This window comes from Actinomadura sp. 6N118 (assembly GCF_044326415.1).
Lineage (GTDB): Bacteria > Actinomycetota > Actinomycetes > Streptosporangiales > Streptosporangiaceae > Spirillospora.
The window spans coordinates 91,352-115,556 of record NZ_JBIRAZ010000013.1 but is presented as its reverse complement, the minus strand read 5'-3'; the positions used below and the strand labels follow the sequence as shown (position 1 = coordinate 115,556).

The following is a 24,205-nucleotide window of genomic DNA, read 5'->3' as shown; positions in this document are numbered from 1 at the left end:
GCCACCTTAGAAAGCCCGGGGTGAGCCCGTCAACAGCCGAGATCAGGAGAGCTCGGCCGGCAACGGGGCCTGGTGGAGCACGGTGAGCGTGCTGACGGCGCGGGTGAGGACCACGTAGAGGCGCGCCAGGCCCCGTTCCTCGGCGGCCACGATCGCCGCCGGCTCGGCGACGATCACGTGGTCGTACTCGAGTCCCTTCGCCAGGGACGCCGGAACGATCAAGACCCGCTCGTCCGCGACGGCCTGCGGGCCGAGCACATCGTGCGCCAGGCCCGCCTCGGACAGGACCGCCGCGTACGCGGGAACGGCGTCGTCCGGCACGATCAGGCCGATCGAGCCCTCGCGCTCCCGCGTGGTCATCACCGCTTCGACGGCACCGGCGGCCAGCTCCGGAACGCGCCGTACGGTCAGCGCACCCGCCCCGGGCCGCAGCGAGCGCGGCACCGCCAGCTCGGGCGCCACGTGGGGCAGGAGCCGAGCCGCGAAGTCCAGTACCGAGCCGGGGACGCGGAAGCCGAGCGTCAGTTCGGTGACCTCCCCCTTCTGGCCGAGGTGCCTGAGCACGTCGTCCCAGGAACGCGCGGACCACGCGGTGGTGCCCTGCGCGAGATCGCCCAACACCGTCGCCGACCCGGTGCCACAGCGGCGGCCCAGCGCGCGCAGCTGCATCTCCGACAGGTCCTGGGCCTCGTCCACCACGAGGTGGCCCAGCGACGGCGTCCGCTCGATCAGGTCGTTGAGCTCGTCCAGAAGCGCGCGGTCGGCCGCGGTCCACCGGGCCGAACGGTGTGAGCGGGCAGGCTTGGCCCACGCGATCGCCGCCTGCTCCTCATCGGTGAGCACGCCCTTGGCGGCGGCCCGGAGCTCCGCCGGATCCGACAGCAGCCGGAAGAGCACCTGCTCGGCGGTGACCTTGGGCCAGACCTGGTCGAGGAGCTCCTTCACCGGCTTGGACCGGGCGACCTGATCCTGCACCCGGTCGTCGGGCGCCTCGCCGCGTTCCTCCATCCGGACCAGGATCTGGTGCGCGAGTCTCTGGGCGAACGAGGTGCGGCCGTTGCCGTACCGCATGGTCCCGCGGAGTGCCGCGGCGATCTCGCGGACCTCGTGCTCGGCGAGCCGGAAGCGGCTCGCGCCGCGCGTGACGACCAGGCCCTCCTCCGGCTTGCGCAGGTGGCGCCAGAGTGCCCTGCGCAGCACGTCCGCCATCCGGGCGTGGCCCTTGACGGCCGCGACCGCGGCGGGTTCGGTGGCCGCGGGCTCGCCGAGCAGGTCGTCGATGGTGGCCTGGTCGACCTGGACCTCGCCGAGCGCGGGCAGCACGGCGGAGATGTAGGCGAGGAACGCGCGGTTGGGGCCGACGATCAGCACACCGGACCGGGCCAGCCGCTCCCGGTGGGTGAACAGCAGGTACGCGGCGCGGTGCAGGCCGACAGCCGTCTTGCCGGTGCCCGGCGCACCCTGAACGCACACGGTCGCCGGCAGGCCGGCGCGGACGATCACGTCCTGCTCCGGCTGGATGGTGGCGACGATGTCGCGCATCGGCCCGGTGCGCGGCCGTTCGATCTCCTCAGTCAAAATCGCCGAAGGGCCCAGGGTGCGGCCGTCCAGGGGCTCGTCCTCGAACGCGGTCAGCTCGCCGCCGCTGAAGCCGAACCGGCGGCGCCGCCGCCACCCCATCGGGTCGGCCGGTCCCGCCTGGTAGAACGCCCGCGAGACCGGCGCCCGCCAGTCCAGGACCAGCGGGCGGCCCTCGTCGCCGTCGTGGATGTGCCGCCGCCCCACGTACATCGTCTCCGGCAGGTCGCTGCCCGAGTCATCGTGGTCCATCCGGCCGAAGAAGAGCGGGGCGTCGGGGTGATCGGCGAGGGCGGCGACGCGCAACTCCAGCTGCGATTCCAGGATCTGCTTGGACACCCAGTCCGCGGCCACGTCGGCGGACAGCGCCGCGGTGTGCTCGCGCATCCGGCGCAGCGCCGCGCGCGATTCAGCCAGGTGCGCCCGCTCGGCGGTGAGGGTCTCCGCTTCGGTGATCTCGGGTTCGGCTGTGGGCATGCGAGCAGACCTCCGGACGAAGGCGTGATTGCGGGCGAACCGAACAGCTTAGCGGTCTCTGGAGCCCGTGTGGCTCAGGGCAGCCGGGGCAACTGGCGGCCGTAGAGCCACGACGCGAACAAGGGCTCGGTCGTCTGCGAGGCATGGCGTTCGGCCAGCCTGGTGAACTCCTCGGTCGTCACCGTGCCGTGCCGGTGCTCGGCCGTCCACTCGCGCAACATCGGGAAGAACCGCCCCTCCCCCATTGTCCGCCGCAACGCGTGCAGGGTCAGCGCACCCCGCTTGTAGACGCGGTCGTCGAAGATCCGCTCTACGCCGGGGTCGGCCAGGACGAGGTCCTGGGGCTGCACTGTAAGGCGTCTGTGCCAGCGAAGCGCGTGCTCGTCGGCGGAGTCGCCTCCGGAGGCCTCCGACCACAACCACTCGGCGTAGGTGGCGAAGCCCTCGTGCAGCCAGATGTCACGCCACCGCGCCAGGGTCAGGCTGTTGCCGAACCACTGGTGGGCCAGCTCGTGCGCGACCAAGCGCTCGGCGCCGCGCCGCCCGTCCACATGGTTGGTCCCGAAGATCGACATCCCCTGGGCCTCGACCGGGATCTCCAGCTCGTCGTCGGCGACCACGACGGTGTACGCGCCGAACGGGTAAGGCCCGAACCGTTCCTCGAACGCCGCGATCATCTCGCCCTGGCGCCCGAAGTCATGCCGGATCCGGCTGGCCGCCCGGCTCGGATAGGCCAAGCGCTGCTGCACCCGTCCGTGTATTTCTGTGGTCTGGTAACGGCCGATCTGGACGCTCGCCAGGTAGGGCGCCATCGGCTCGTCCTGCTCGTACACCCACGTGGTGCTGGCTCCGGACCGGCTCCGCCCGGTCTCGCGGCCGTTGGCGACGACGTGATAGGCGGACGCGGTGGTCACCGAGATCCGGAAGGGGGCCTTGTGGTCGGCCCGGTCGTTGCAGGGGAACCATGAGGGGGCGCCGATCGGCTGCCCCGCCACGAGCGATCCGTCGGTGAGCTGCTCCCAGCCGAGCCCGCCCCACGGGCTGGAGACCGGGCGCGGGTTGCCGGTGTAGCGGACCTCGACGGTGAACCGCTGGCCGCTGCCGAGACCTCGCGGCGGCGTGACGTGGAGCTTGTCCCGCCGATGCCGGAAATGGCTGGGTTTGCCGTCGACCAGGACCTTGCCGATGCGGAACGGTCCAAGGTCGAGGTCGAACCGCACGAGCGGCGCGGTGGCGACCGCCGACAGGCGCGCGGTGCCGCTCAGCCGGTTGGGCCCGACCCGGTAGTCGAGCTCCAGGTCATAGTGGCCGACCCGGTAGCCGTCGTCGCCGTGCCCGGGAAAATACGTGCACCGCTCGATGCCCGGAGCATCCTCGATCATGACGCGTTCACTGCGGTCGGAGTCCTCCGGGGTCGAGCTCGTCGGCGTGCCGCTCCTCAGCGCGCCCCTCCTCAGCGCGCGCCAGGCCATGCCGCGATCGGGTTGCCCAGCCACCGGGTGCCGGCGGGCAGCTGCTCGCCGCGCATCACCAGGGACGCGGGTCCGACCGTGGTGTCCGCCCCGAGGCGCGCCGCGGGGAGGACCACACCGTTCGAGCCTAGCGTCGCACCCCGCTCCAGCACGACCGTGTCAATGCTCATGATTCGGTCATGGAAGAGGTGAGTCTGCAGGACACAGCCCTGGTTGACGGTGGCGCCGTCGCCGAGCCGCACGAGGTCGGCCTCGGGCAGCCAGTACGTGCCGCACCAGACACCGCGGCCGATGCGGGCACCGAGCGAGCGGAGCCAGAGGTTCAGTGGCGCGGTGCCGAGCCACGGTTCGGCGAACCAGGGGGCGGCGAGCACCTCGACGAAGTTGTCGGCCAGCTCGTTGCGCCAGACGAACGAGCTCCACAGCGGCCGTTCACCGGCCTTGATCCGGCCGACCACGGCCCACTTGGCCGCCGTCGCGATCGTGGCCGCGAGCACTCCGGCGGCGATGGCCACGGCGCCGCCGAGCAGGGCGGCCGTCCCGAATCCGTACGAGCCCGCGAGCCATTCCAGGGCCGCCACGGCCAGCACGCCGACGGCGACCGTGAGCATGGCGGGAATGATCCGGCAGAGCTCCACGGCGGCACGCGCGGCCTTGAGCCCATGGGGCGGCCGGTAGGTGCGTGACTGGTCGCCCGCGCCGACCGTGCGGTGCAGCTTGACCGGCGGCATGCCCAGGTAGGAAGACCCGGCCTTGGCTTTCTTCGGCGCGGCCGACAGGACGCCGATCAGCCCGCCCTTGGGCACCTTGCGGCCGGGGGCGGTCATCCCGGAGTTGCCGAGGAACGCGCGCTTGCCGATGCGGGCCCGGGCGATCCGCATCCGGCCGCCGCCCAGCTCGTACGGCGCCACCATCGTGTCGTCGGCGAGGAACGCCCCGTCGTTGACCGTGGTCATGGAGGGCAGGGCCAGCACCGTGGACAGCTCGACGTCACGGCCGACCTTCATCCCGAGGGCGCGCAGCCAGGCGGGCGTGAGGATGCTGGCGTACAGCGGGAACAACCACACGCGCGCCATGCCCATCAGCCTGCTGGTCGCCCACACCTGCCAGGCCTGGCGACTGTGCACAGGATGGTCGCCCTCGTGCAGTCCGAGGGAGAGCAGCCGGACCAATACCAGCGTGGCCAGCGCGAAGGTGCCCATGCCCGCGAGGGTGGCGAGGGGCACACCAGCGAGCGCGGCCGTAAGCGCCTCACCCAGCGTTGTCGTGCCCTGTACGAACGCGCCGAGCACGGCCAGCCCGGGGACCGCCGTGATCAGCGGGAGCATGCTCAGCAACACCGCGGACGTGCCATAGAGCGCCGCCCATCGACGCCGCCGCGCCGGCGGTTCGCCCTCGTGGGGACGCGCCTTGCCCCTGCGCACGGCAGGCGCACCGGCCCAGCGCTGCCCGGCCGGGACCCGTCCGGTCACCGCCGAACCGGCCGCCACGCGCGCGTTCTTGCCGATCCGGGTGCCGGGGAAGAGCATGGCGCGGGCGCCGACCGTGGCCCCCGAGCCGACGCGGATCTCACCGATCCGCAGCAGGTCGCCGTCCAGCCAGTGGCCGGTCAGGTCCACTTCGGGATCGATCGCGGCGTTGCGCCCGACCCTGAGCATCCCGGTGATGGGCGGCGGCGAGTGCAGGTCGACGTCGGGGCCGATCTGGGCGCCGAGCGCGCGGGCGTACAGCGTGAACCACGGCGCGCCCGACAACTCCGCGGCGCCGAGCCGCGCGGCGAGCTGCTCGGCGGTCCAGAGCCGCAGGTGCACGGATCCGCCGCGCGGGTGGTCGCCGGGCTGGACGCCGCGCAGGAGCAGCCGTGCTCCGGCGGCCGACAAGCACATCCGCCCTGCGGGCGTCACGAACAGCAGCCCGCCCGCGAGCACCCACCACCAGGACACCGACGGCGCCCATGGCAGGCCCGCCACGTTGTTGAACGCGGCGAGACCGACCACCCAGCGCATCGTGCCGAGCGTCAGCAGCGGGATCATCAGCAGTGCCTGGAGCAGCGCGGCGCGCCTCGGCATGGGCGTGACCACCCGGTCGGCGACCGCGCTCTCGGGTGCGTCCTCGACCTCGGTCGCGCCGAGATGACCGGCGAGCGCCCGGAGCGTGGGGTGCTCGTAGATGTCGCCGACCGCCACCGACGGGTGGTGCGGACGCAGCGCGGAGACCAGCTGCGCCGCGCCAAGGCTGCTGCCGCCGAGGGCGAAGAAGTCTGCGTCGGGGCCGCTGGGCGTCTCTCCGAGGATCTCCGCCCAACGTGCGGCCAACCATTGCTCCGCGCCGGTCATGGGCGCGCCGGATCCGGCCGTGTCGTCGCCGCTGCCGGGCAGCGGCCACGGCAGCGCATCCCGATCGACCTTGCCGGAGGTACGGGTGGGCAGCGTCTCGACGCGTGCGAGCCGCGGTATCAGCGAAGCGGGCAGGGCCTCCCGCAGGCGTTCGCGCGCCGTCGCCTCGTCGAAGCCCTCGTCGGGAACGAGATAACCAACAAGAAGCTGGTGCCCGGCCCCGGTCGCGCGCACGGCCGCAGCCGCGCCGGTGACGCCGGGCAGGGCCTGCAGCGCGGCGTCGACCTCGCCGAGCTCGATGCGGCGGCCGCCCAGTTTGATCTGCTCGTCGGCACGCCCCATGAAGACGAGGCCCTCGGAGTCGGCGCGCACCAGGTCGCCGCTGCGGTAGGCGCGGTCCCAGTCCAGTGCGGGCAGCGGTGCGTACTTCTCGGCGTCCTTGTCCGGGTCGAGGTAGCGGGCCAGGCCGACGCCGCCGATGACCAGCTCGCCGGTCTCACCGAAGGCGACCGGCTCGCCGCCGGAGTCCACGACCGCGAGATCCCAGCCGTCGAGCGGCAGGCCGATGCGTACCGGGCCGTCACCGCCGAGCGGAGCGGCGCACGCCACCACGGTGGCCTCGGTCGGGCCGTAGGTGTTCCACACCTGGCGGCCGGGAACGGCCAGGCGCTCGGCGAGCTCGGGTGGACAGGCCTCCCCGCCGAAGATCAGCAGCCGGATGCCGTCCAGGGTCTCCACCGGCCAGAGCGCGGCCAGGGTGGGCACGGTCGACACGACGGTGATGCCGCGTCCGGCCAGCCAGGGCCCGAGGTCCATGCCGGTGCGCACCAGTGACCGCGGCGCGGGGACCAGGCAGGCGCCATGCCGCCAGGCCAGCCACATCTCCTCGCAGGAGGCGTCGAACGCCACCGAGAGCCCGGCCAGCACACGGTCGGACTCGGCGGCCGGGAAGAGCCGGGCCTCGGCGTCGACGAACGCCGCCGCGCTGCGGTGCGTGACGGCCACGCCCTTGGGCTTGCCGGTCGACCCCGACGTGAAGATGATCCAGGCGTCGTCGTCCAGGCCGGCACGCCCGGTGCGGCCGCCGGGCGTGCCGAGCATCGTGATGGCGCAGCCGTCGCCGATGACGGCGCAGACCCCGGCCTCGCCGAAGACCAGCGCGGCTCGTTCGTCCGGGTCGTCGGCGTCGACCGGAACGTACGCGGCGCCGGCGGTGAGCACGCCCAGGATCGCCACGTACAGGTCGACGGTGCCCGAGGGCACGCGGACGCCGACGCGGTCACCGGGGCCGATCCCGGCCTGCTCCAGCTCCTTGGCCAGGCGGCAGGCCTGGGAGCACATGCCGTCGTAGTCGAGGCGGGTGACGCCGTCGTCGAGCGCGGGCGCGTAGGGATGCCGCAGCGTCGTGGCGTCGAGGATGTCCAGCAGCGTGCGCGGCGGCGGTGCGCCGCCAGGCGAGCGGAACATGGCGCTCGCAGGCGCGTCGGCGAGAATCGGGCGCAAGCTCTCCCCCGGTGTAGAGGCGACGTTAAGCCAAAACGGGGTGGCCGCCCCACCGCGGCACCATCGTGGCGCCCCGGTGATGCCCGGGGGGCCGTGCCGCTCGGCCACCGCGGCGGCGCACCTCGCGCCACCGGGGATACCAGCGATCCCCGCGGCCGCCGGCCACCCGGACGGTTCCCGTCCGGCCCCGGTCGGCGAGCCACAAGCTCGACACTCTACTCGATGGAGACGAAAACGCTCGGTGGCGGGCGCGCCGTCAGGAATCCCCCTGACGGCGCGCCCGCCACCGGTGCGCGCGAAACCTCAGGTCAGCGGCGGCGCGCCACGTCGTACGCGGCGGTGCCGATCAGTTCCAGCGACACCTGGAGCCGCTGGAGGCTGACGTTGCCCCGGACGGTGTCCTCGGGGGTGTGGTAGACCGGCTCCAGCTGCGCCGGGGACTCGCCGCCACGCCAGCTGAAGTTGCCCGCCGCGACGCCCTTCTCGAAGAAGGCCTCGTGGTCGCTCGAACCGCGGGCGACCGGGCCCTTGGTCTGGCCGACGTAGCCGAGCCGCTTGGCGGCCTCCAGCACGGCGGTCGTGGTGGTGTTGGCGTTGCCGTCCACCGACAGCAGCCAGTAGGTGCCCGCCGGCGGGTGGCTGGTGGCGACCATGTCGTTCTGGAACACGCCCGTGATCTGCTTGAGCTCCTCGGCGCTGAGCTTGCTCACGTAGTAGCGGGCGCCGACCAGGCCGAGCTCCTCCGCGCCCCACAGGCAGATCCGGATGTTCTGCTGGGTGGGCAGGCGCTTCAGCACCCGCGCCAGCTCCATGGACAGCACGGTGCCGCTGCCGTCGTCGTTGCCGCCGGGCGACCCGGGCACGGTGTCGTAGTGGCCGCTGACGATGACCGTCTTGCCCTCGGGGTTGGGGAAGGTGGCCTTGCGGTCGGCGATGACGTTGTACGAGGTCAGGTTGGTGTGCTTGGTGACCTCGAGGGTGAAGCGCCGGGCGCCGGAGCGCAGCTGCGTGCCGTGGTACTCGGCCAGGACCAGCACCGGGACGGGCACGTACTCGGCGAACACGATGTTGAGGGACTGGGCCTTGCGCTCGGGGTAGGTGGTCGAGCGCACGTTCTGGATCAGGACGGCCTTGGCGCCCTTGGCGACGGCGGCCTTGGCCTGGTCGAGCTCCTTGCCGGCGACCCGGTTGAAGAGCGCGATCTTGCCCGTCAGGTCGGCGGTGACCTCGGTGGCGTCCTTGAGGTCGACGACCTCGCCCTTGACCCGGCCGGTGGCGGCGTTGAGGATGGCCCAGCTCTGCCAGTGCTCGCGGCGGCCCTTCACCTCCACGCGCATCTCGGCGAGGTTCTTGTCGGGCACAGGCAGCGGCTGGAGCTGGACCTTGTAGCCCAGGTCGCGCAGCACTCCGGCGGCGTAGCGGGCGGCGCGGTGCTCGCCGCGGGTGCCGGCCACACGCCAGCCGATCTCGTCGCTGAGCACCTTCAGGTGCTTCAGCGCGCGGCGCGCGTCGACGCGGGCGACCACGGCCTTGTCGCCGGTGCTCAGCGAGGGCGGCAGGGCGGCGCCGGGGCGCTGCCGGGTCGTCGCGGCGGCCGTGCCGGGCAGCAGGCCCACGGTGGCGAAGCCCGCGAAGGCCGCGGCTCCGGCCAGCAGGTCGCGGCGGTTGACCTCGGACATGGCGTCTCCTCCGGGGGAGTAAGGGCAGGTCTGCACGCCCGAACCCGGACCCGGATCGACGGGCGGGACGGTCGACGCTGACCTGCCGGGGACGTTCAGGGGCACCCCGTTTGCGGCGAACTTACGAAATGCCCGGTTCATCAGGCAAGATCGTCTACGGCTGTGCAACCGAAACGTGATCAACTTGATCGCCCCGGCCCGGCGCCGAGAACACCCTGGAAGACCTCGGGATTGACGCAGTGCTGGGGCAGTTCGCCCAGTCGCAGCCGCTCGATGTCGGCGGCCACGAGCTCCGCCTGCTCGGCCTCGGCGTCGAAGGTCGCCCCGCCTATGTGCGGCGTCAGCACCACGTTCGGCACCCCCGCCAGCGGATGCGAAGGCTCACCGGAATCGAGTCCGGCCCCTGCCAGATGGCCCGAGGACAGCGCGCTCGCCAGCGCGCCGGTGTCATGCAGCTCGGCCCGGGCGGTGTTGAGGAACACCGCGCCGTCCTTCATGATCTCGAACTGCCGCTCCCCGATCATCCCGTGGGTCTCGTCGGTGAGCGCCGCGTGCATCGACACCACGTCGGCGACGTTGAGCAGCTCCGGCAGCTTGTGCGTCGCGCCCTCCGCGTAGGGATCGCAGGCGACGACCCGCATGCCCAGGCCGTCCATCCGCCACCACACGGCCCGGCCCACCGCGCCCAGGCCCACGATGCCGAACGTCCGCCCAGCCAGCTGCCATGCCCGGTGCCGCTGGTACGGGGTGACACCCCCGGCGTAGACCGACGCCTCCCGTACCGTCCGGTCGGCCGCCACGACTCCCCGCGCGACCGCGAAGAGCAGCGCGACCGTGAGCTCGGCGACCGCGTCCGCGCCCTTCCCCGGGGTGTAGAGCACCGGAATCCCCCGGGCGGTCGCCGCCGCGACGTCCACGTTCCCCGGATCACCCCGGGTGACCGCGATCAGCTCCAAGGGATGGTCGAACACCGGCCCGGCGACCTCGTCCGCCTCGGTCATCAGGATCGTGGCGCCGGTCTCCGCAAGGCCCCGCGCGACATCGGCCGCCGAACGGAGCGGGAAGGGCCGCTGCTCCGCCGCTGGTTCGTACACGGGCTCGTAAACAATGTCCGTCAGCTCGTTCAGCAGTTCCCAACCCGGCCCCCGCATGGGCGCGAGCACCAGCGCCCGCCCTTTCCGCTCGGCCATGCCGTCCCCTTTCGCTCCGCGACGTCCCGTTTCTCACCCATAGAAGGCGAGGGAAACCGGCATCGGATCGTTTGGGGGCCCGGGCCACGCCGCTCCGAGCGCTTGTCTTGACTCATTCAAGAAAATGGGCTTACCTGTCTCCCGTGGCCATGACCTCGGATTTCCAGGAGCTGCTGCGCGGCGCCGCGCTGCGGGTGACCCGCCCTCGGGTCGCCGTGCTGAGCGCCGTGTACGCGCATCCGCACGCCGACACGGATTTGATCATCCGTGCCGTGCGTGAGGATCTCCCGACGGTGTCCCACCAGGCCGTCTACGACTCCCTGCACACCTTGACGACCGCGGGGCTGGTGCGCCGCATCCAGCCGTCCGGTTCCGTGGCCCGCTACGAGTCCCGCGTCGGGGACAACCACCACCACGTCGTGTGCCGGTCGTGCGGTGTCGTCGCCGACGTCGACTGCGCGGTCGGGGAGGCGCCCTGCCTGACCGCGTCCGACGACCAGAGCTTCTCGATCGACGAGGCCGAGGTCACCTACTGGGGCCTGTGCCCCGACTGTTCCACCACTCGCAGTTCCTGAGCTCCGATCCCCTGGTCCGGAAGGATTCCCATGACCGAGAACCACGACGCAATCGTCACAGACGAGAAGCCGGAGAGCGCGGGCGGCTGCCCGGTCGCGCACGGGCGCGCACCGCACCCGACTCAGGGCGGCGGAAACCGCCAGTGGTGGCCGGAGCGGCTCAATCTGAAGATTCTTGCCAAGAACCCCGCCGTGGCCAACCCGCTCGGCGAGGAGTTCGACTACGCCGAGGCCTTCCAGAACCTCGACCTCGCGGCCGTGAAGCGCGACATCGCGGAGGTCCTGACGACCTCCCAGGACTGGTGGCCTGCCGACTTCGGCAACTACGGCCCGTTCATGATCCGGATGGCGTGGCACAGCGCGGGCACCTACCGCATCAGCGACGGCCGCGGCGGCGCCGGGGCGGGCCAGCAGCGCTTCGCTCCGCTCAACAGCTGGCCGGACAACGGCAACCTGGACAAGGCGCGCCGGCTGCTGTGGCCGGTCAAGAAGAAGTACGGCCAGAGCCTCTCGTGGGCCGACCTCATGATCCTCACCGGCAACGTCGCCCTGGAGACGATGGGCTTCGAGACCTTCGGCTTCGCCGGTGGCCGTGCGGACGTCTGGGAGGCCGACGAGGACGTCTACTGGGGCCCCGAGACCACCTGGCTCGCCGACGAGCGCTACACCGGCGACCGTGAGCTGGAGGACCCGCTGGGCGCCGTCCAGATGGGCCTCATCTACGTCAACCCCGAGGGCCCGAACGGCAACCCCGACCCGCTGGCCGCGGCCCGCGACATCCGTGAGACGTTCCGCCGGATGGCGATGAACGACGAGGAGACGGCGGCCCTGATCGTCGGCGGCCACACGTTCGGCAAGACCCACGGCGCCGGCCCGTCGGAGCACGTCGGCGACGACCCCGAGGCCGCCCCGATCGAGGAGCAGGGCTTCGGCTGGAAGAGCACCTTCGGCACCGGCAAGGGCGCCGACGCGATCACCAGCGGTCTGGAGGGCATCTGGACGCCCACCCCGACCCAGTGGGACAACAGCTTCCTGGAGACCCTGTACGGCTACGAGTGGGAGCTGTTCCAGAGCCCGGCCGGCGCGAACCAGTGGCGGCCGAAGGACGGCGCCGGGACCGACACCGTCCCCGACGCCCACGACCCGTCCAAGCGCGTCGCCCCGACGATGCTGACGACCGACCTCTCGATGCGCGTCGACCCGGTCTACGAGCAGATCACGCGGCGCTGGCTCGACCACCCCGACGAGCTGGCGGACGCCTTCGCCCGGGCGTGGTTCAAGCTGACCCACCGCGACATGGGCCCGGTCGTGCGCTACCTCGGCCCGGAGGTCCCCGCCGAGACGCTGATCTGGCAGGACCCGCTGCCCGCCGTGACGGGCGAACTCATCGACGCCGACGACGTCGCCTCCCTCAAGGCCCAGGTCCTCGCGTCCGGCCTGTCGGTGTCCCAGCTGGTGTCCACCGCGTGGGCGTCGGCCTCGACGTTCCGCGGCAGCGACAAGCGCGGCGGCGCCAACGGCGCCCGCATCCGCCTCCAGCCGCAGAGCGCGTGGGAGGTCAACGAGCCCGACCGGCTCGCGGTGGTGCTGCGCACCCTGGAAGGCATCCAGCAGTCCTTCAACGCCGCCCAGACCGGCGGCAAGCAGGTCTCGCTCGCCGACCTGATCGTGCTCGCCGGCGGCGCGGCCGTCGAGAAGGCCGCCAAGGACGCCGGTCTCGACGTGACGGTCCCCTTCACTCCGGGCCGCGTGGACGCCTCGCAGGAGCAGACCGACGCCGAGTCGTTCGCCGCCCTTGAGCCGAAGGCCGACGGGTTCCGCAACTACCAAGGGAAGGCCAACCGCCTGCCGGCCGAGTACCTGCTGCTCGACAAGGCGAACCTGCTCACCCTGAGCGCCCCCGAGTTGACGGTCCTCGTCGGCGGCCTCCGCGTCCTCGGCGCGAACTACCAGCAGTCGCCGCTCGGCGTCCTCACCGAGAACCCCGGGACTCTGACCAACGACTTCTTCGTCAACCTGCTCGAGCTGGGCACGACGTGGAAGGCGACGTCGGAGGACGCGACCACGTTCGAGGGCCGCGACGCCACGGGCAAGGTCACGTGGAACGCCAGCCGCGCCGACCTCGTCTTCGGCTCGAACTCCGAGCTGCGCGCGCTCGCGGAGGTCTACGCGAGCGATGACGCGAAGGAGAAGTTCGTGACCGACTTCGTCGCGGCGTGGGACAAGGTCATGAACCTCGACCGGTTCGACCTCGCCTGATCACGCTCCGCTGATCACGCTCCGCTGATCAGGACGTCCGTCTGAACGCCGGCGCAGGGGGTCACCCTGCGCCGGCGTTCACCATGTGTCGATCCAGGGGCGGGGGGTCGTGGGGAGTTCCGCGCCGGCGAAGGCCGTGGTGATCCAGCGGCGAGTGTCGGCGGGGTCGATGACGTCGTCGAGTTCGAAGACCGAGGCCGCGTTGAGCGCCTTTCCATGCTCGTAGGCCGCGGCGACCATCTGCTCGAAGAGTGCCTGGGGGTCCTCGGCGGCTTCGAGTTCCTTACGGAAGCCCAGGCGGACCGCGCCTTCCAGGCCCATGCCGCCGATCTCGCCGGTCGGCCAGGCGACGGTCGCGAGCGGCGCCTTGAAACTGCCGCCCGCCATGGCCTGCGCACCGAGGCCGTAACCCTTGCGCAGCACGATCGTGACGATCGGGACGCGGAGGTTGGCGCCGATCACGAAGAGGCGGCTGAAGTGCCGGACGGTGGCGGTGCGTTCGGCGTCGGGGCCGACCATGAAGCCCGGGGTGTCACAGAGCGAGACGACCGGGAGGCCGTGGGCGTCGCAGAGCTGCAGGAAGCGGGCGGCCTTGTCGGCCGCGTCGCGGTCGATGGCGCCGCCGAGGTGCACGGGATTGTTGGCGATCAGCCCCATGGGGCGGCCCTCGACGCGGATCAGGGCGGTGATGATGCCGGCGCCGAAGCCGCGGCGGAGTTCGAGCACCGAACCGGTGTCGGCCAGGTGCTCGACGGCGCGGCGGACGTCGTAGGCGCGGAGGCGGTTCTCGGGGATGAGGTGGCGGAGGAGGCGCTGGTCGTCGCAGGTCCACGAGGCTTGCCGGTCGTGACGACGCGTGTCCTGGAAGTAGGAGAGGTAGCGCTTGGCCGCGTCCACGGCCTCGGACTCGTCCTCGACGAGGATGTCGATGACGCCGTTGGGCACCTGGTCGGCGGCAGGGCCGATCTCCTCGGGACGGAAGACGCCCAGGCCGCCGCCCTCGATCATCGCGGGGCCGCCCATGCCGATGTTGGCGTCGCGGGTGGCGATGATGACGTCGCAGCAGCCGAGAAGCGCGGCGTTCCCCGCGAAGCAGCGGCCGGACGCGATGCCGACGAGCGGGACCAGCCCGCTCAGGCGGCCCATCGCGTGGAAGCTCATGACGTCCAGGCCGGACACGGTCGTGGTGTCGGTGTCGCCGGGCCGCCCGCCGCCGCCCTCGGCGAAGAGCACGAGGGGCAGGCGGCGGCGTTCGGCGAGCTCCAGCATCCGGTCGGTCTTGCGGTGGTTCTGGTAGCCCTGCGTCCCGGCCAGCACCATGTAGTCGTAGGACATGATCACGCACTGGTGCCCGTTGACGTCGCCGACGCCGCAGACCATGCCGTCGGCGGGGGTCCGTTCGATGAGGTCTTCCAGGGAACGCCGCTGGCGCTGGGCGGCGATGGCGAGCGCGCCGTACTCGGTGAAGGTGCCGGGGTCGCAGAGGTCACCGATGTTCTCGCGGGCGGTCCGGTGGCCGCGCGCGTGCCGCCGCGCGACGGCCTCGGGGCGTGAGGCGTCCAGGCCGATGTCGTGGCGCCGCCGAACCTCGGCCAGGTCGTCGCGGATCTCGTCCAGGTCGATCTCGGCTTCGTCGTCGGCGTGATCGCCGCCGGTCTCCGCGGGTTCGATGAAGAGCAGCGGGGCGCCGTCGGTGACGGTTTGGCCCGGCGTGACGGCGAGCGCCTGGACGAGGCCCGACTCGGCGGCACGGACGACGTGCTCCATCTTCATGGCTTCGAGGATCACCACGGGTGCCCCCGCCCGGACGAGATCGCCCTCGGCCACGTCCACGCTGACCACCGTGCCCTGGAGCGGCGCGGCCACCGCGACCATGCCGGGTGCAGCGGGAACGGCGGCGGGCCGTTCCGAGGTCGTCGGCAGCTCGGCGAGGTGCTCGGCCACGAATCCGGTGTCGAACGTGCCGGAGGCGAACGCCGGGTGCCGCAGGATCCCCTGGAGCAGCGGCACGGTCGTCGACACTCCCGCGATCTCGAACTCGCTGAGCGCGCCGGTCGCCCTGGCCACTGCGGCCGGGAAGTCCTCCGCGCGGACGATGACCTTGGCCAGCAGCGAGTCGTACCGCAGGCTCGTCCGGTAGCCCGTGTAGCCGTGGGTGTCGACGCGCACGCCGGGCCCCATGGGCGGGCTGAAACCGCTGAGCGTGCCCGCCTCCGGCCTGGGCGTGCCGTCGGGATCAAGCGTCTCGGTGTTGACCCGTACCTCCAGCGCGCATCCGGTCAGCGCAGGCGGGCGCACCAGTCCGAGGTCGGCGAGGCTCTCTCCCCGCGCCAGGCGGATCTGCGTCTTCACAAGGTCGACACCGGTGATCTCTTCGGTGACGGTGTGCTCGACCTGCAGGCGTGGGTTGGCCTCCAGAAACCAGAACTCCTCGCCTGTGACGAGGAACTCGAACGTGCCGAGGCTCCCGTACCGCACGTGAGCCGCCATCGTCGTCGCCGCGCCGAGGATGCGGTCGCGAAGTCCGGCGGCGAGCGAAGGGGCGGGCGCGATCTCGATGAGCTTCTGGTGCCGCCGCTGGATGCTGCAGTCGCGTTCCCACAGGTGGGTGACGGCACCGGAGCCGTCACCCACGATCTGCACCTCGATGTGCCGGGCGTGCGGTGCGTACCGTTCGACGTAGAGATCGCCATTGCCGAACGCGGCGAACGCCTCGGACCGGCAACGTTCGTACGCCTCGGGCAGCTCGGCGGCGCTCTCGACGACGCGCATGCCGCGTCCGCCGCCTCCGGCGATCGCCTTGAGCATCACCGGCCCGTGGGCCGCCGCGAACGCCTGCGCGTCCGCCGGCGAGGTGGACCCGCTCGTGCCCGGGGTCACCGGCACGCCGAGCTCGGCGGCGACCTGCCGGGACCGGGTCTTGTCACCGAACAGCTCCAGCAGCTCAGGCCGCGGCCCGGCAAAGGTCAGCCCGGCGTCGGCGCACCGCGCCGCGAACGAGGCGTTCTCGCTCAGGAACCCGTACCCGGGATGGATCGCGGAGACGCCGCAGTCCTTGGCCGCGGCCAGGATCGTGTCCGCGTCCAGGTAGCCGGCGGCGCCCTCCCCGGGCAGCTCGCGCACCTCGTCGGCCCGCCGCGTGTGCAGAGCCGTGGCGTCGTCTCGGGTGTGGACGGCGATCGTCCTGATGCCCAGCTCGGCCGCCGCACGCATCACCCGTACGGCGATCTCACCGCGGTTGGCCACCAGGATGCCGTTCATGACCCTCCCAGATCAGGACGCGCCAGGCTTTTCCGCCTTCAAGGAGTACATCAGAGGCACCCGGGGCCGCCCGGCGGGGAGGCGGTAGACCGCGCCCTCCCGCTCCAGCGACCGGTAACGCTGGGAGAGCGTGTAGTCGAACTCGTGCAGGAACTCCACCCGCAGCCCGGCCGCCGCGAGCGCGCTGACGACATCGCCGATCCCGTGCTCGAACTGCACCGACGTGGTGTTGGCCGTGTCCGCGTCCGGGTCGGTGTAGCTGCCTTGCACGTCCCAGACCTGCGGCGACCGGTCGAAATAGTCGTAGGCGACGGTCCGGCCGTCCTCATCGTCCAGGACGTCACCGAACGGATGGAACTCGACGAGGTAGAGGAAGCCGCCCGGCTCCAGGAGCCCGGCCACGGTCCGCGCCCACCGCTCGACGTCCGGCAGCCACACGAGCGCGCCCAGGCCCGTGTAGACGATCTCGTACGTCTCCCCCAGCGCCTCGACGGCGTCGTACACGTCAGCGGCCACGAACCGCGCGGGCAAGCCGAACTCGGCGGCCAGTTCCTGCCCGGCCTTGACCGCCGGCTGGGAGAAGTCCAGACCCGTCACCACGGCTCCCCGGCGAGCCCACGAGAGCGTGTCGAGCCCGAAGTGACACTGCAGGTGGACCAGCCGGCGCCCGGTCACGTCACCCATCTCGGCGGGCTCGAAGTCCCGCAGGCTGGACGCCCCCGCGCGGAATCCGGCCACGTCGTAGAAGTCGCTGGCGACATGGATCGGTACGCGTTCGTCCCACAGGGCACGATTCAGTGACAGGTAGTCATCTTTGACCATGTGCCGACGATAATGGTCACCGGCGAACGGACAGGAAGGGAGGGCCTCGCATGCCCGGAGACCGTGGCTCCCTCCGGCCCTCGCTCCGTGACTCCCTGCTGGACGCCGCCGCCGAGCTCCTCGTCCAGCGCGGCTACCGGGGTGTGCGGATGCGGGACGTCGCCGTCGCCGTGGGCGTGAGCAGGCAGACCGTCTACAACGAGTTCGGCGACAAGTGGGGCATGGCCCAGGCGGTGGTCATGCGCGACAACGACCGGTACCTGGACGGCATCGACAGGATCCTCACCGAGCACAGCGACGACCTTTACTCCGCCGTCGCCGCCGCGGTGCGCTTCACGCTGGAGCTGTCCGCCGACGACCCGATCTCGAAGGTGGTGCTGACCGGCGCCGGCGGCGACGAGCTGCTCCCCCTCCTCACCACCCAGGCCGAGCCCGTGTTGTTCACCGCGCGGACCCGCATCATCGAGCACGCCCTGGCCGAATGGCCGGAGCTCGACCGCGATGCGTTCGCCGAGATCGCCGAGGCCGCGGTCAGGCTGACGATGAGCCACATCGTGCTGCCCACCGAACCCCCCGACCAGGTGGCCGATCTGATCGCCCGCATGGTCACGCGCTATCTGGACCTCCCCGGAAGCCGATAACCGCTGGCGCGCGCCGCCCAGCGCGCGCTACATTCGCCTCCGACCTCGCGGCTGCTGAACCCGAGGCCCCAGGCGGGGAGCCACCCGCCCTTCTCTCTTTTCCCGTCTCCTTTTCGCGCGCTCCGCCGCGCTTCCAGCAGCCCGAAGGATCTTCGTCATCATGCCTGCTCGCCCATCCATGCCTGCTCGACCATCCATGCCTGCTCGCCAGGACCACCGGCTCGTCCGCGTCGACGACGCCTGGCTCCGCCTTCCCAACCCCTGGGACATCCCCGTCGAGATCTGCGCCGGCCCCGACGTCCCGCTCGAACCCGCCGCCGTCGACGAGGTGCTCACCCTCCTCGAGACCGCCGACACGCTCGCCCGGGTCGCGCCCGGCGCGCGCATCACCCGGGTCGCCCTGACGCCCGACCTCCACAAGGGCGCCGGGATCCCGATCGGCACGGTCCTGGAGACCGAGCACGCGCTGCTCCCCCAGGCCGTCGGCAACGACATCAACTGCGGCATGCGGCTGGAGATCACCTCGCTCCAGGCCGACCGGGTGCGCCCCCGGCTGGACGCGCTCGAACGCCGCCTCCGGCATCTGTTCTTCGAGGGCGGCCGGCGGATCGCGCTCACCCCGGCCCAGCGCGAGGCCCTGTTGCGCGACGGTCTGCCGGGGCTGCTGCTCACAGGCGACGCCCGCTGGCCGGGTGTCCAGCCGGAGGACGCCGACGACTCCCTCGACCGGATGCACGCGCCGGCCTTCCCTGCGGCCACCGCCGAGGCGTTCGCGGACTGGATCGGCAGCGCGGGCGGCGCGAGCCACGACAGCATCATCGGCGGCATCGGCGGCGGCAACCACTTCGTCGAATTGCAGTACGTCTCGGCCGTGCACGACGCCGGCGCCGCCCACGCATGGGGGCTGTCCCCCGGAACGGTCGTCGTGATGGCGCACAGCGGCTCGCTGTCGCTGGGACACCAGGCCAATGCCACCGCGCTCGACCGCCTCCGCGCGAGCTGGCCGTCCGGCTTGCCCCGGCCACGGAACGGGATCTTGCCGTTCCCCCTTGACGAAGGGTCTGAGCCTGCGCGGCGCCCCTACCTCGACGCCTTCGGCAACGCCGCGAACTTCGCGGTCGGCAACCGGTTCTTTCTCGCCCTCACGATGCGGGCGGGCCTGGCGGCCGAGTGCGGCGAGCTGTCGGCGCGCCTGCTGTACGACGCGCCGCACAACCTCTTCTGGCGGGACGGCGATCGTGTCGTGCACCGCAAGGGCGCGACGCCCGCTGGTGGTTTCGCCGAGACCGCGGACGGCCCGTACGCGATGTGGGGCGAGCCGGTGATCGTGCCCGGCTCGATGGGGGCGGCGAGTTACGTGCTCCGCGGCCACGGCAACCCGCGGACGCTGGCGAGCGCCTGCCATGGCGCCGGGCGGCGCGTTCCGCGCGGGGCGACGGCGCGCGCCGGTGACGACGAGCTCGACGCATTCCTGCGGGACTTCCGTGTGGTCACCCCGCTGGACCACCGCGACCCCATGGTGGCGCGGCGGTCCGACGTGATGGCGGCGTGGCGCCGCGATCTCAAGCAGGAGGCGCCCTGGGCGTACAAGGACATCGGCCCCGTCGTCGCCGGCCTGGCGGCGGGGGGCGTCGCCGACCCGGTCGCCGAGCTCCGCCCCCTCCTCACCGTCAAGGGGTGATCAGCGGGTGTCGGCGGCGGTGAGGCGTGCGGCTGCCAGGGACAGGGCGCCGGCGACGAGGACGAGGATCCCTCCGGAGGCGGGCATGATGACGACCATGGTCCCGCCGATCAGGAGCAGGTAGACGCCCACCTGGAGGGGCAGACGGCCGGTGGTGTGGATCGCACGGTAGGCGAACGTGCCGATGGCCATGAAGCCGATGCCCGCGTAGAAGAACCAGAGGGCGGCCTCGCGTTCGGGGTCGCCGCTGACCGCGTTGAAAACGCCGTCCTGGAAGATGTCGCCCCAGGTTCCGGCCAAGGCGACGAACGCGTAGACGGTGTGCAGAATCGCGATTCCGATGATGAGCCAGGGGATGACGGCCGGCCGGGGAACGCGGCGGTTGAGGGTGTTCATGGGGCGTCCTCCTGTGAGGGGTCGGCTGCGCGGTCGCCGGCGGCGAGGCGCAAGGTGTGTTCGAAGAGGCAGCGCAGATCGGCCTTCTCCAGCGGCGGGATGACGTGCTCCGCCCCGATCGTGATCATGTAGAAGAGGTTCGCGACCCGGACGGCTTCGTCCGGGTCGCCGGTGAGTTCCTGCCAGAGGGCACGCAGGTAGTCGACCCTGGTGCGGTCAACACGTTCCTGGAGCTCGCGCGCCTCGGCGTCCTGCTGTGCCCAGGCCCGGACCGCCACCTCCAACTCCGGGCCGTAGTCGTCCTTGTCGACGACCAGGTCGAGGAGCCGTTGGAGGCGGGTCAGGGCCGGGGCGTGCGGGTCCGCCTCGGTGAGCTCGATGAAAAGGGTCGTCGACTCCGCCTCGAAGTGGGCGAGCAGCGCGGTCTTGTAGCCGCCCATCCCCTTGAAGTGGTGGTAGAAGGACCCCTTGGTCAGCCCGAGCCGCCCAGTGAGCCGCTCGATCGTGAGCGCCGGGGCGCCCCGCTCCGCCAGGATCGCCAGGCCCGCGTCCAGCCAGTCTCGTCTGCTCGCCATGCCCTCACCATTCCATACCGTTTGGTATGGCACGAACATACCAAACCGTATGGCATGGCGCGAAGAGGGGTGTGATGTCAGTGACCGCTTACCGGGTCGGCTACGGTCTGGGGAGAACGGCTTGCGGAGGAGGCGCAGTGGACTTCAACCTGCCCGAGAGCGCGATCGCGGTCCAGGAGGGCGTGCGGGCGATCGCCGGGAAGTACGACCAGGCCTACTGGGACCGGTGCGACGCGGAGAAGCGCTGGCCGGAGGAGGTCTGGCAGGAGCTCGTCCAGGGCGGCTGGCACAGCCTCGCCGTTCCGGAGGAGTACGGCGGCGCCGGCCAGGGGCTGCTGGAGCTGTCGGTCGCGCTGGAGAGCCTGGCGGCCGGCGGCGCGGGCGGCGCGGCCTCGTTCATGTACCTGCTGACCCCGGCCTTCGGCGGGCTGACCATCATGCGGCACGGCACCGAGGAGCAGAAACGCGAGTTCCTGCCGAAGATCGTGTCCGGCGAGATCGAGACCTGCTTCGCCATCACCGAGCCCGACGCGGGCAGCAACGCCATCAACATCACCACCCAGGCCCGCCGCGAGGGTGATCACTTCCTGGTCGGCGGCCAGAAGATCTGGATCTCCGGGGTGGAGCGCGCCGACTTCCTGGTGCTGGTCGCCCGGACGATCCCGGCGGCCGAGGCCGAGCCGCGTACGGCCGGCTTCACGGTCTTCCTCGTCGACATCAAGGAGGCGATCGCCCAGGGCACGCTCAGCTACCAGCCGATCCCCAAGCTCGGCACCAACACCGTCGCGTCCAGCATGGTGTTCCTGGACGACGTGCGGGTCCCGGCCGAGCGCGTCCTCGGGCACGTGGACCAGGGCTTCGCCGTGATGTGGGACATCCTCAATCCCGAGCGCATCCTCGCGGCGGCCAGCGGCGTGGGCTTCGGCGAGCTCGTGCTCCAGGTCGCCTGCGACTACGCGCGCGACCGTGCCCCGTTCGGCAAGCCCATCGGCGCCAACCAGGCCGTCGCCTTCCCGCTCGCCAAGATCAAGGCGCAGGTCGAGCTGGCCCGCCTCATGACCTACAAGGCGGCGTGGCTCTGGGACCAGGGCCGGCCGTGCGGCTCGGAGGCCAACATCGCCAAGCTCACCGCCGCCGACGCGGCGTGGCAGGCGGCCGACCGGGCGTTCCAGACGCACGGCGGCATGGCGTACTCGCTGGAGTACCCGGTGGCCCGCATGTTCCGCGACGCGCGCATCGCCAAGAACATCCCGGTCGCCGAGGAGCTCGTCCTCGCCCACATCGCCCAGCATGAGCTCGGCTTGCCCAAGTCCTACTGAACCGCAAGCGGTTCATGGCACTAGTTTGGCCTCTTGAGGACGACATCGGAGGGCCACCACCCGTATCTCGGCGGGGTAGTCCTTCGTTGCGGGCGCTGAGGAAGAGAGGCTGCATGCCGAAAACGCACCACTACGCACTGGAAGTCACCTGGACCGGCAATTCGGGCACGGGCACCAGCGGATACCGGGCCTTCGGACGCGACCACGACGTGAGCGCCGCCGGGAAACCCGGCATCCCCGGCTCCGCCGATCCCGCGTTCCGCGGTGATCCCGAACGCTGGAACCCCGAGGAGCTGATGGTCGCCGCCCTGTCGCAGTGCCACATGTTGTGGTACCTGCATCTGTGCGTGGGCGCCAAGATCACCGTCACGGCGTACGTCGACCGCCCGTACGGGACGATGCTGGAGACGCCCAACGGCAGCGGCCACTTCCAGGAGGTCGTGCTGCGGCCCCACGTGACGGTCACCGACCCGGCGGACGCCGATCGCGCCGTCGCCCTTCACGAGCGGGCCCACGAGATGTGCTTCATCGCCAATTCGGTCAACTTCAAGGTGCACCACGAACCGACGGTCAGCGCCCCGGAATCCTGAGCACGGCACCCCGAACGAGATCAGCCGAATTGGGCGGGCCGCTTTTCCCGGATGGCGGCGACGCCCTCGCGGACGTCGGCTCCGGTGAATCCGAGGAACTCCAGCGCGAGCGAGGCGTCGAAGGCCGGCCCGGCCATGCGCAGCCAGTTGTTGAGCGCGTGCTTGGTGAACCGCACCGCCTCGGCGGCGCCGTCGGCGAGCCGCCCGGCGATCTCCAGTGCCCGCTCGTGCACTTCGTCGTCGGCCACGCAGAGGCTGACGAGCCCGATGCGCTCGGCCTCCTCGCCGGTGAGGACGTCGTTGAGCAGCAGGTAGTACTTGGCCTTGGCCATCCCGCACAGCAGCGGCCAGATGATCGCCGCGTGGTCGCCGGCCGCGACGCCGAGGCGGGTGTGGCCGTCGAGCAGCTTGGCCGTGCGCCCGGCGACCGAGATGTCGGCCAGCAGCGCCACGGCCAGCCCTGCGCCGACGGCGGGCCCCTGGATCGCGCTGACGACCGGCTTGCCGCACTCGATGATGTTCATGACGATGTCGCGGGCCTCACGCAGGATCCGGGTGCGGACCGCGTGGTCGGTCATCATCTCCTCGATCATGGCGAGGTCGCCGCCCGCGCAGAACGCTGTGCCCTCGCCGCGCACCACCACCGCGCGCACCCGGTCGTCGGCGTCGACGTCACGCCAGATCCCGGCGAGCTCACGGTGCCCGACGGTGTCGACGGCGTTGAGCTTGCCCGGGCTGCTGATCGTGACGCGCAGCACCCGCGGCGCCGCCCAGTCGATCTTCAGCCGCTCGTACGCCGCGTACCGTGCCAGGCCGTCGTCAGCCGCATCGTCCCGTGCCAGGTCGTCACTCACGCCGCTGCTCATGCCGCACCCATCTCCCCGGAGATCGCGTCGTCGAATGCCGCGCGCAATCGTCGCACAGCGAACTCCATCGCCTCGACACCGGCATCGAAGATCTCGGGGAGCAGGAAGAACGAGTGCACGACACCCTCGAAACGGCGGAGTTCGACCGGGACTCCGGCCGCCCGCAGCTTGCGCGCGTAGGCCTCGCCCTCGTCGCGGAGGATGTCGTATTCGGCGATGATGACCGTGGCGGGGGCGAGCCCGGACAGGTCGGGCGCGCGCAGCGGCGCCATCCTCGGGTCGGCGGGATCGGCGGCGCCGCGGTAGAGCTCCATGAATCGGCCCAGCGCCGGCCCGTCCAAGCCGTATCCCGTGGCGAACTCGGCATGGCTGGCGGTGTCCATGGCGGTGTCGGTGACCGGGTAGACGAGCAGCTGGTGGACGAGCCGCACGGCGCGTTCACGGGCGAGCAGGGAGACCACGGCGGCCAGGTTGCCGCCGGCGCTGTCGCCGGCCACGGCGACGGCGCGCGGATCGACACCGTACGGCTCGGGATCGTGCACGACGCCGGCCGTCACCGCCCAGGCGTCCTCCACGGCCGCCGGGAAGGGATGCTCGGGCGCGAGCCGGTAGTCCACGCTGATCACTGCGCAGCGGGCGCGCGCAGCCAGCTCGCGGCAGGCGGCGTCCACGCACTCCAGATCACCGATCACCCACCCGCCGCCATGGAAGTAGACGACGGCGGGCAGGGGCGGGCCGCCTGGGGGCACGGGGCGGTAGAGGCGCACGGGCACCGGTCCGCCCGCGGCCGGGACGGTCGTGTCGATCACCTGCGGCAGATCGCGCCGTTCGCTGAAGAACGAGAGACCCAGCGCGCGGCGCATGTCCTCGATCGTGGGCTCGGGTCCGGCGAACGCGGTCAGGGCACGGACGTCTTCGAGGAATCTCGCGGTCTGCGGATGCAGGGGCATGCGGCGACCTCCGGCGGGCGGTGTGGCACGAAATC

The 24,205-nt window shown here is 71.7% G+C and carries 17 protein-coding genes; 6 read left to right on the top strand and 11 right to left on the bottom strand.

What is annotated here, in order from left to right; translation table 11 throughout:
- Positions 1-42: 42 nt before the first annotated feature.
- The 5 genes from ACH34W_RS31130 to ACH34W_RS31110 form a co-directional block, all read right to left on the bottom strand.
- Positions 43-2,055 carry a HelD family protein gene (locus tag ACH34W_RS31130; RefSeq protein WP_395964695.1) on the bottom strand — a complete coding sequence of 671 codons (2,013 nt, stop codon included), beginning with the start codon at positions 2,053-2,055 and terminating at the stop codon, positions 43-45.
- A gap of 74 nt (positions 2,056-2,129) precedes the next feature.
- Positions 2,130-3,527, bottom strand: a complete 1,398-nt coding sequence (locus tag ACH34W_RS31125) for a M1 family metallopeptidase (protein ID WP_395964694.1) — start codon at positions 3,525-3,527, stop codon at positions 2,130-2,132.
- The gene (locus ACH34W_RS31120) at positions 3,509-7,366 is read right to left on the bottom strand and encodes a Pls/PosA family non-ribosomal peptide synthetase (protein WP_395964693.1); all 3,858 of its coding nucleotides are present in this window, start codon (positions 7,364-7,366) and stop codon (positions 3,509-3,511) included. Before ACH34W_RS31120 ends, ACH34W_RS31125 begins: the two co-directional genes overlap by 19 nt.
- A gap of 308 nt (positions 7,367-7,674) precedes the next feature.
- Positions 7,675-9,045, bottom strand: coding sequence for a M28 family peptidase (locus ACH34W_RS31115; protein ID WP_395964692.1), 1,371 nt, complete (start codon positions 9,043-9,045; stop codon positions 7,675-7,677).
- Between the two features lie 179 nt (positions 9,046-9,224).
- Positions 9,225-10,235 carry an NAD(P)-dependent oxidoreductase gene (locus ACH34W_RS31110; protein WP_395964691.1) on the bottom strand — a complete coding sequence of 337 codons (1,011 nt, stop codon included), beginning with the start codon at positions 10,233-10,235 and terminating at the stop codon, positions 9,225-9,227.
- Between the two features lie 149 nt (positions 10,236-10,384).
- On the opposite strand from ACH34W_RS31110, the gene ACH34W_RS31105 reads away from it, so the two are divergent.
- Positions 10,385-10,810 carry a Fur family transcriptional regulator gene (locus ACH34W_RS31105; RefSeq protein ID WP_395964690.1) on the top strand — a complete coding sequence of 142 codons (426 nt, stop codon included), beginning with the start codon at positions 10,385-10,387 and terminating at the stop codon, positions 10,808-10,810.
- Between the two features lie 30 nt (positions 10,811-10,840).
- The gene (gene katG, locus ACH34W_RS31100) at positions 10,841-13,069 is read left to right on the top strand and encodes a catalase/peroxidase HPI (RefSeq protein ID WP_395964689.1); all 2,229 of its coding nucleotides are present in this window, start codon (positions 10,841-10,843) and stop codon (positions 13,067-13,069) included.
- A gap of 78 nt (positions 13,070-13,147) precedes the next feature.
- Here the strand turns inward: katG and ACH34W_RS31095 are convergent, their stop codons facing one another.
- Positions 13,148-16,330: a carboxyl transferase domain-containing protein gene (locus ACH34W_RS31095; protein ID WP_395964688.1), complete on the bottom strand. Its 3,183-nt coding sequence runs from the start codon at positions 16,328-16,330 to the stop codon at positions 13,148-13,150.
- 12 nt (positions 16,331-16,342) lie between these two features.
- A complete protein-coding gene (locus ACH34W_RS31090; RefSeq protein ID WP_395964687.1) occupies positions 16,343-17,152 on the bottom strand; it encodes a class I SAM-dependent methyltransferase in 810 nt (269 codons plus the stop codon).
- Positions 17,153-17,202: 50 nt separating this feature from the next.
- Between ACH34W_RS31090 and ACH34W_RS31085 the strand changes: the two genes are divergently transcribed.
- Positions 17,203-17,793: a TetR family transcriptional regulator gene (locus tag ACH34W_RS31085; protein WP_395964686.1), complete on the top strand. Its 591-nt coding sequence runs from the start codon at positions 17,203-17,205 to the stop codon at positions 17,791-17,793.
- Between the two features lie 196 nt (positions 17,794-17,989).
- The gene (locus ACH34W_RS31080) at positions 17,990-19,474 is read left to right on the top strand and encodes an RtcB family protein (RefSeq protein ID WP_395964685.1); all 1,485 of its coding nucleotides are present in this window, start codon (positions 17,990-17,992) and stop codon (positions 19,472-19,474) included.
- On the opposite strand, the gene ACH34W_RS31075 is transcribed toward ACH34W_RS31080, so the two are convergent.
- Positions 19,475-19,870: a DUF6463 family protein gene (locus ACH34W_RS31075; RefSeq protein WP_395964684.1), complete on the bottom strand. Its 396-nt coding sequence runs from the start codon at positions 19,868-19,870 to the stop codon at positions 19,475-19,477.
- On the bottom strand, positions 19,867-20,445 hold the full coding sequence (locus tag ACH34W_RS31070; protein ID WP_395964683.1) for a TetR/AcrR family transcriptional regulator: 579 nt from the start codon (positions 20,443-20,445) through the stop codon (positions 19,867-19,869). Before ACH34W_RS31070 ends, ACH34W_RS31075 begins: the two co-directional genes overlap by 4 nt.
- Positions 20,446-20,582: 137 nt before the next feature.
- Between ACH34W_RS31070 and ACH34W_RS31065 the strand changes: the two genes are divergently transcribed.
- Together ACH34W_RS31065 and ACH34W_RS31060 are read left to right on the top strand one after the other, a co-directional pair.
- A complete protein-coding gene (locus tag ACH34W_RS31065) occupies positions 20,583-21,764 on the top strand; it encodes an acyl-CoA dehydrogenase family protein (RefSeq protein WP_395964682.1) in 1,182 nt (393 codons plus the stop codon).
- A gap of 113 nt (positions 21,765-21,877) precedes the next feature.
- Positions 21,878-22,354: an OsmC family protein gene (locus ACH34W_RS31060; protein ID WP_395964681.1), complete on the top strand. Its 477-nt coding sequence runs from the start codon at positions 21,878-21,880 to the stop codon at positions 22,352-22,354.
- 20 nt (positions 22,355-22,374) lie between these two features.
- On the opposite strand, the gene ACH34W_RS31055 is transcribed toward ACH34W_RS31060, so the two are convergent.
- Positions 22,375-23,220 carry an enoyl-CoA hydratase/isomerase family protein gene (locus tag ACH34W_RS31055; protein WP_395964680.1) on the bottom strand — a complete coding sequence of 282 codons (846 nt, stop codon included), beginning with the start codon at positions 23,218-23,220 and terminating at the stop codon, positions 22,375-22,377.
- The gene (locus ACH34W_RS31050) at positions 23,217-24,170 is read right to left on the bottom strand and encodes an alpha/beta hydrolase (protein WP_395964679.1); all 954 of its coding nucleotides are present in this window, start codon (positions 24,168-24,170) and stop codon (positions 23,217-23,219) included. The genes ACH34W_RS31055 and ACH34W_RS31050 overlap by 4 nt, the downstream gene beginning before the upstream one ends.
- Between the last annotated feature and the right edge of the window lie 35 nt (positions 24,171-24,205).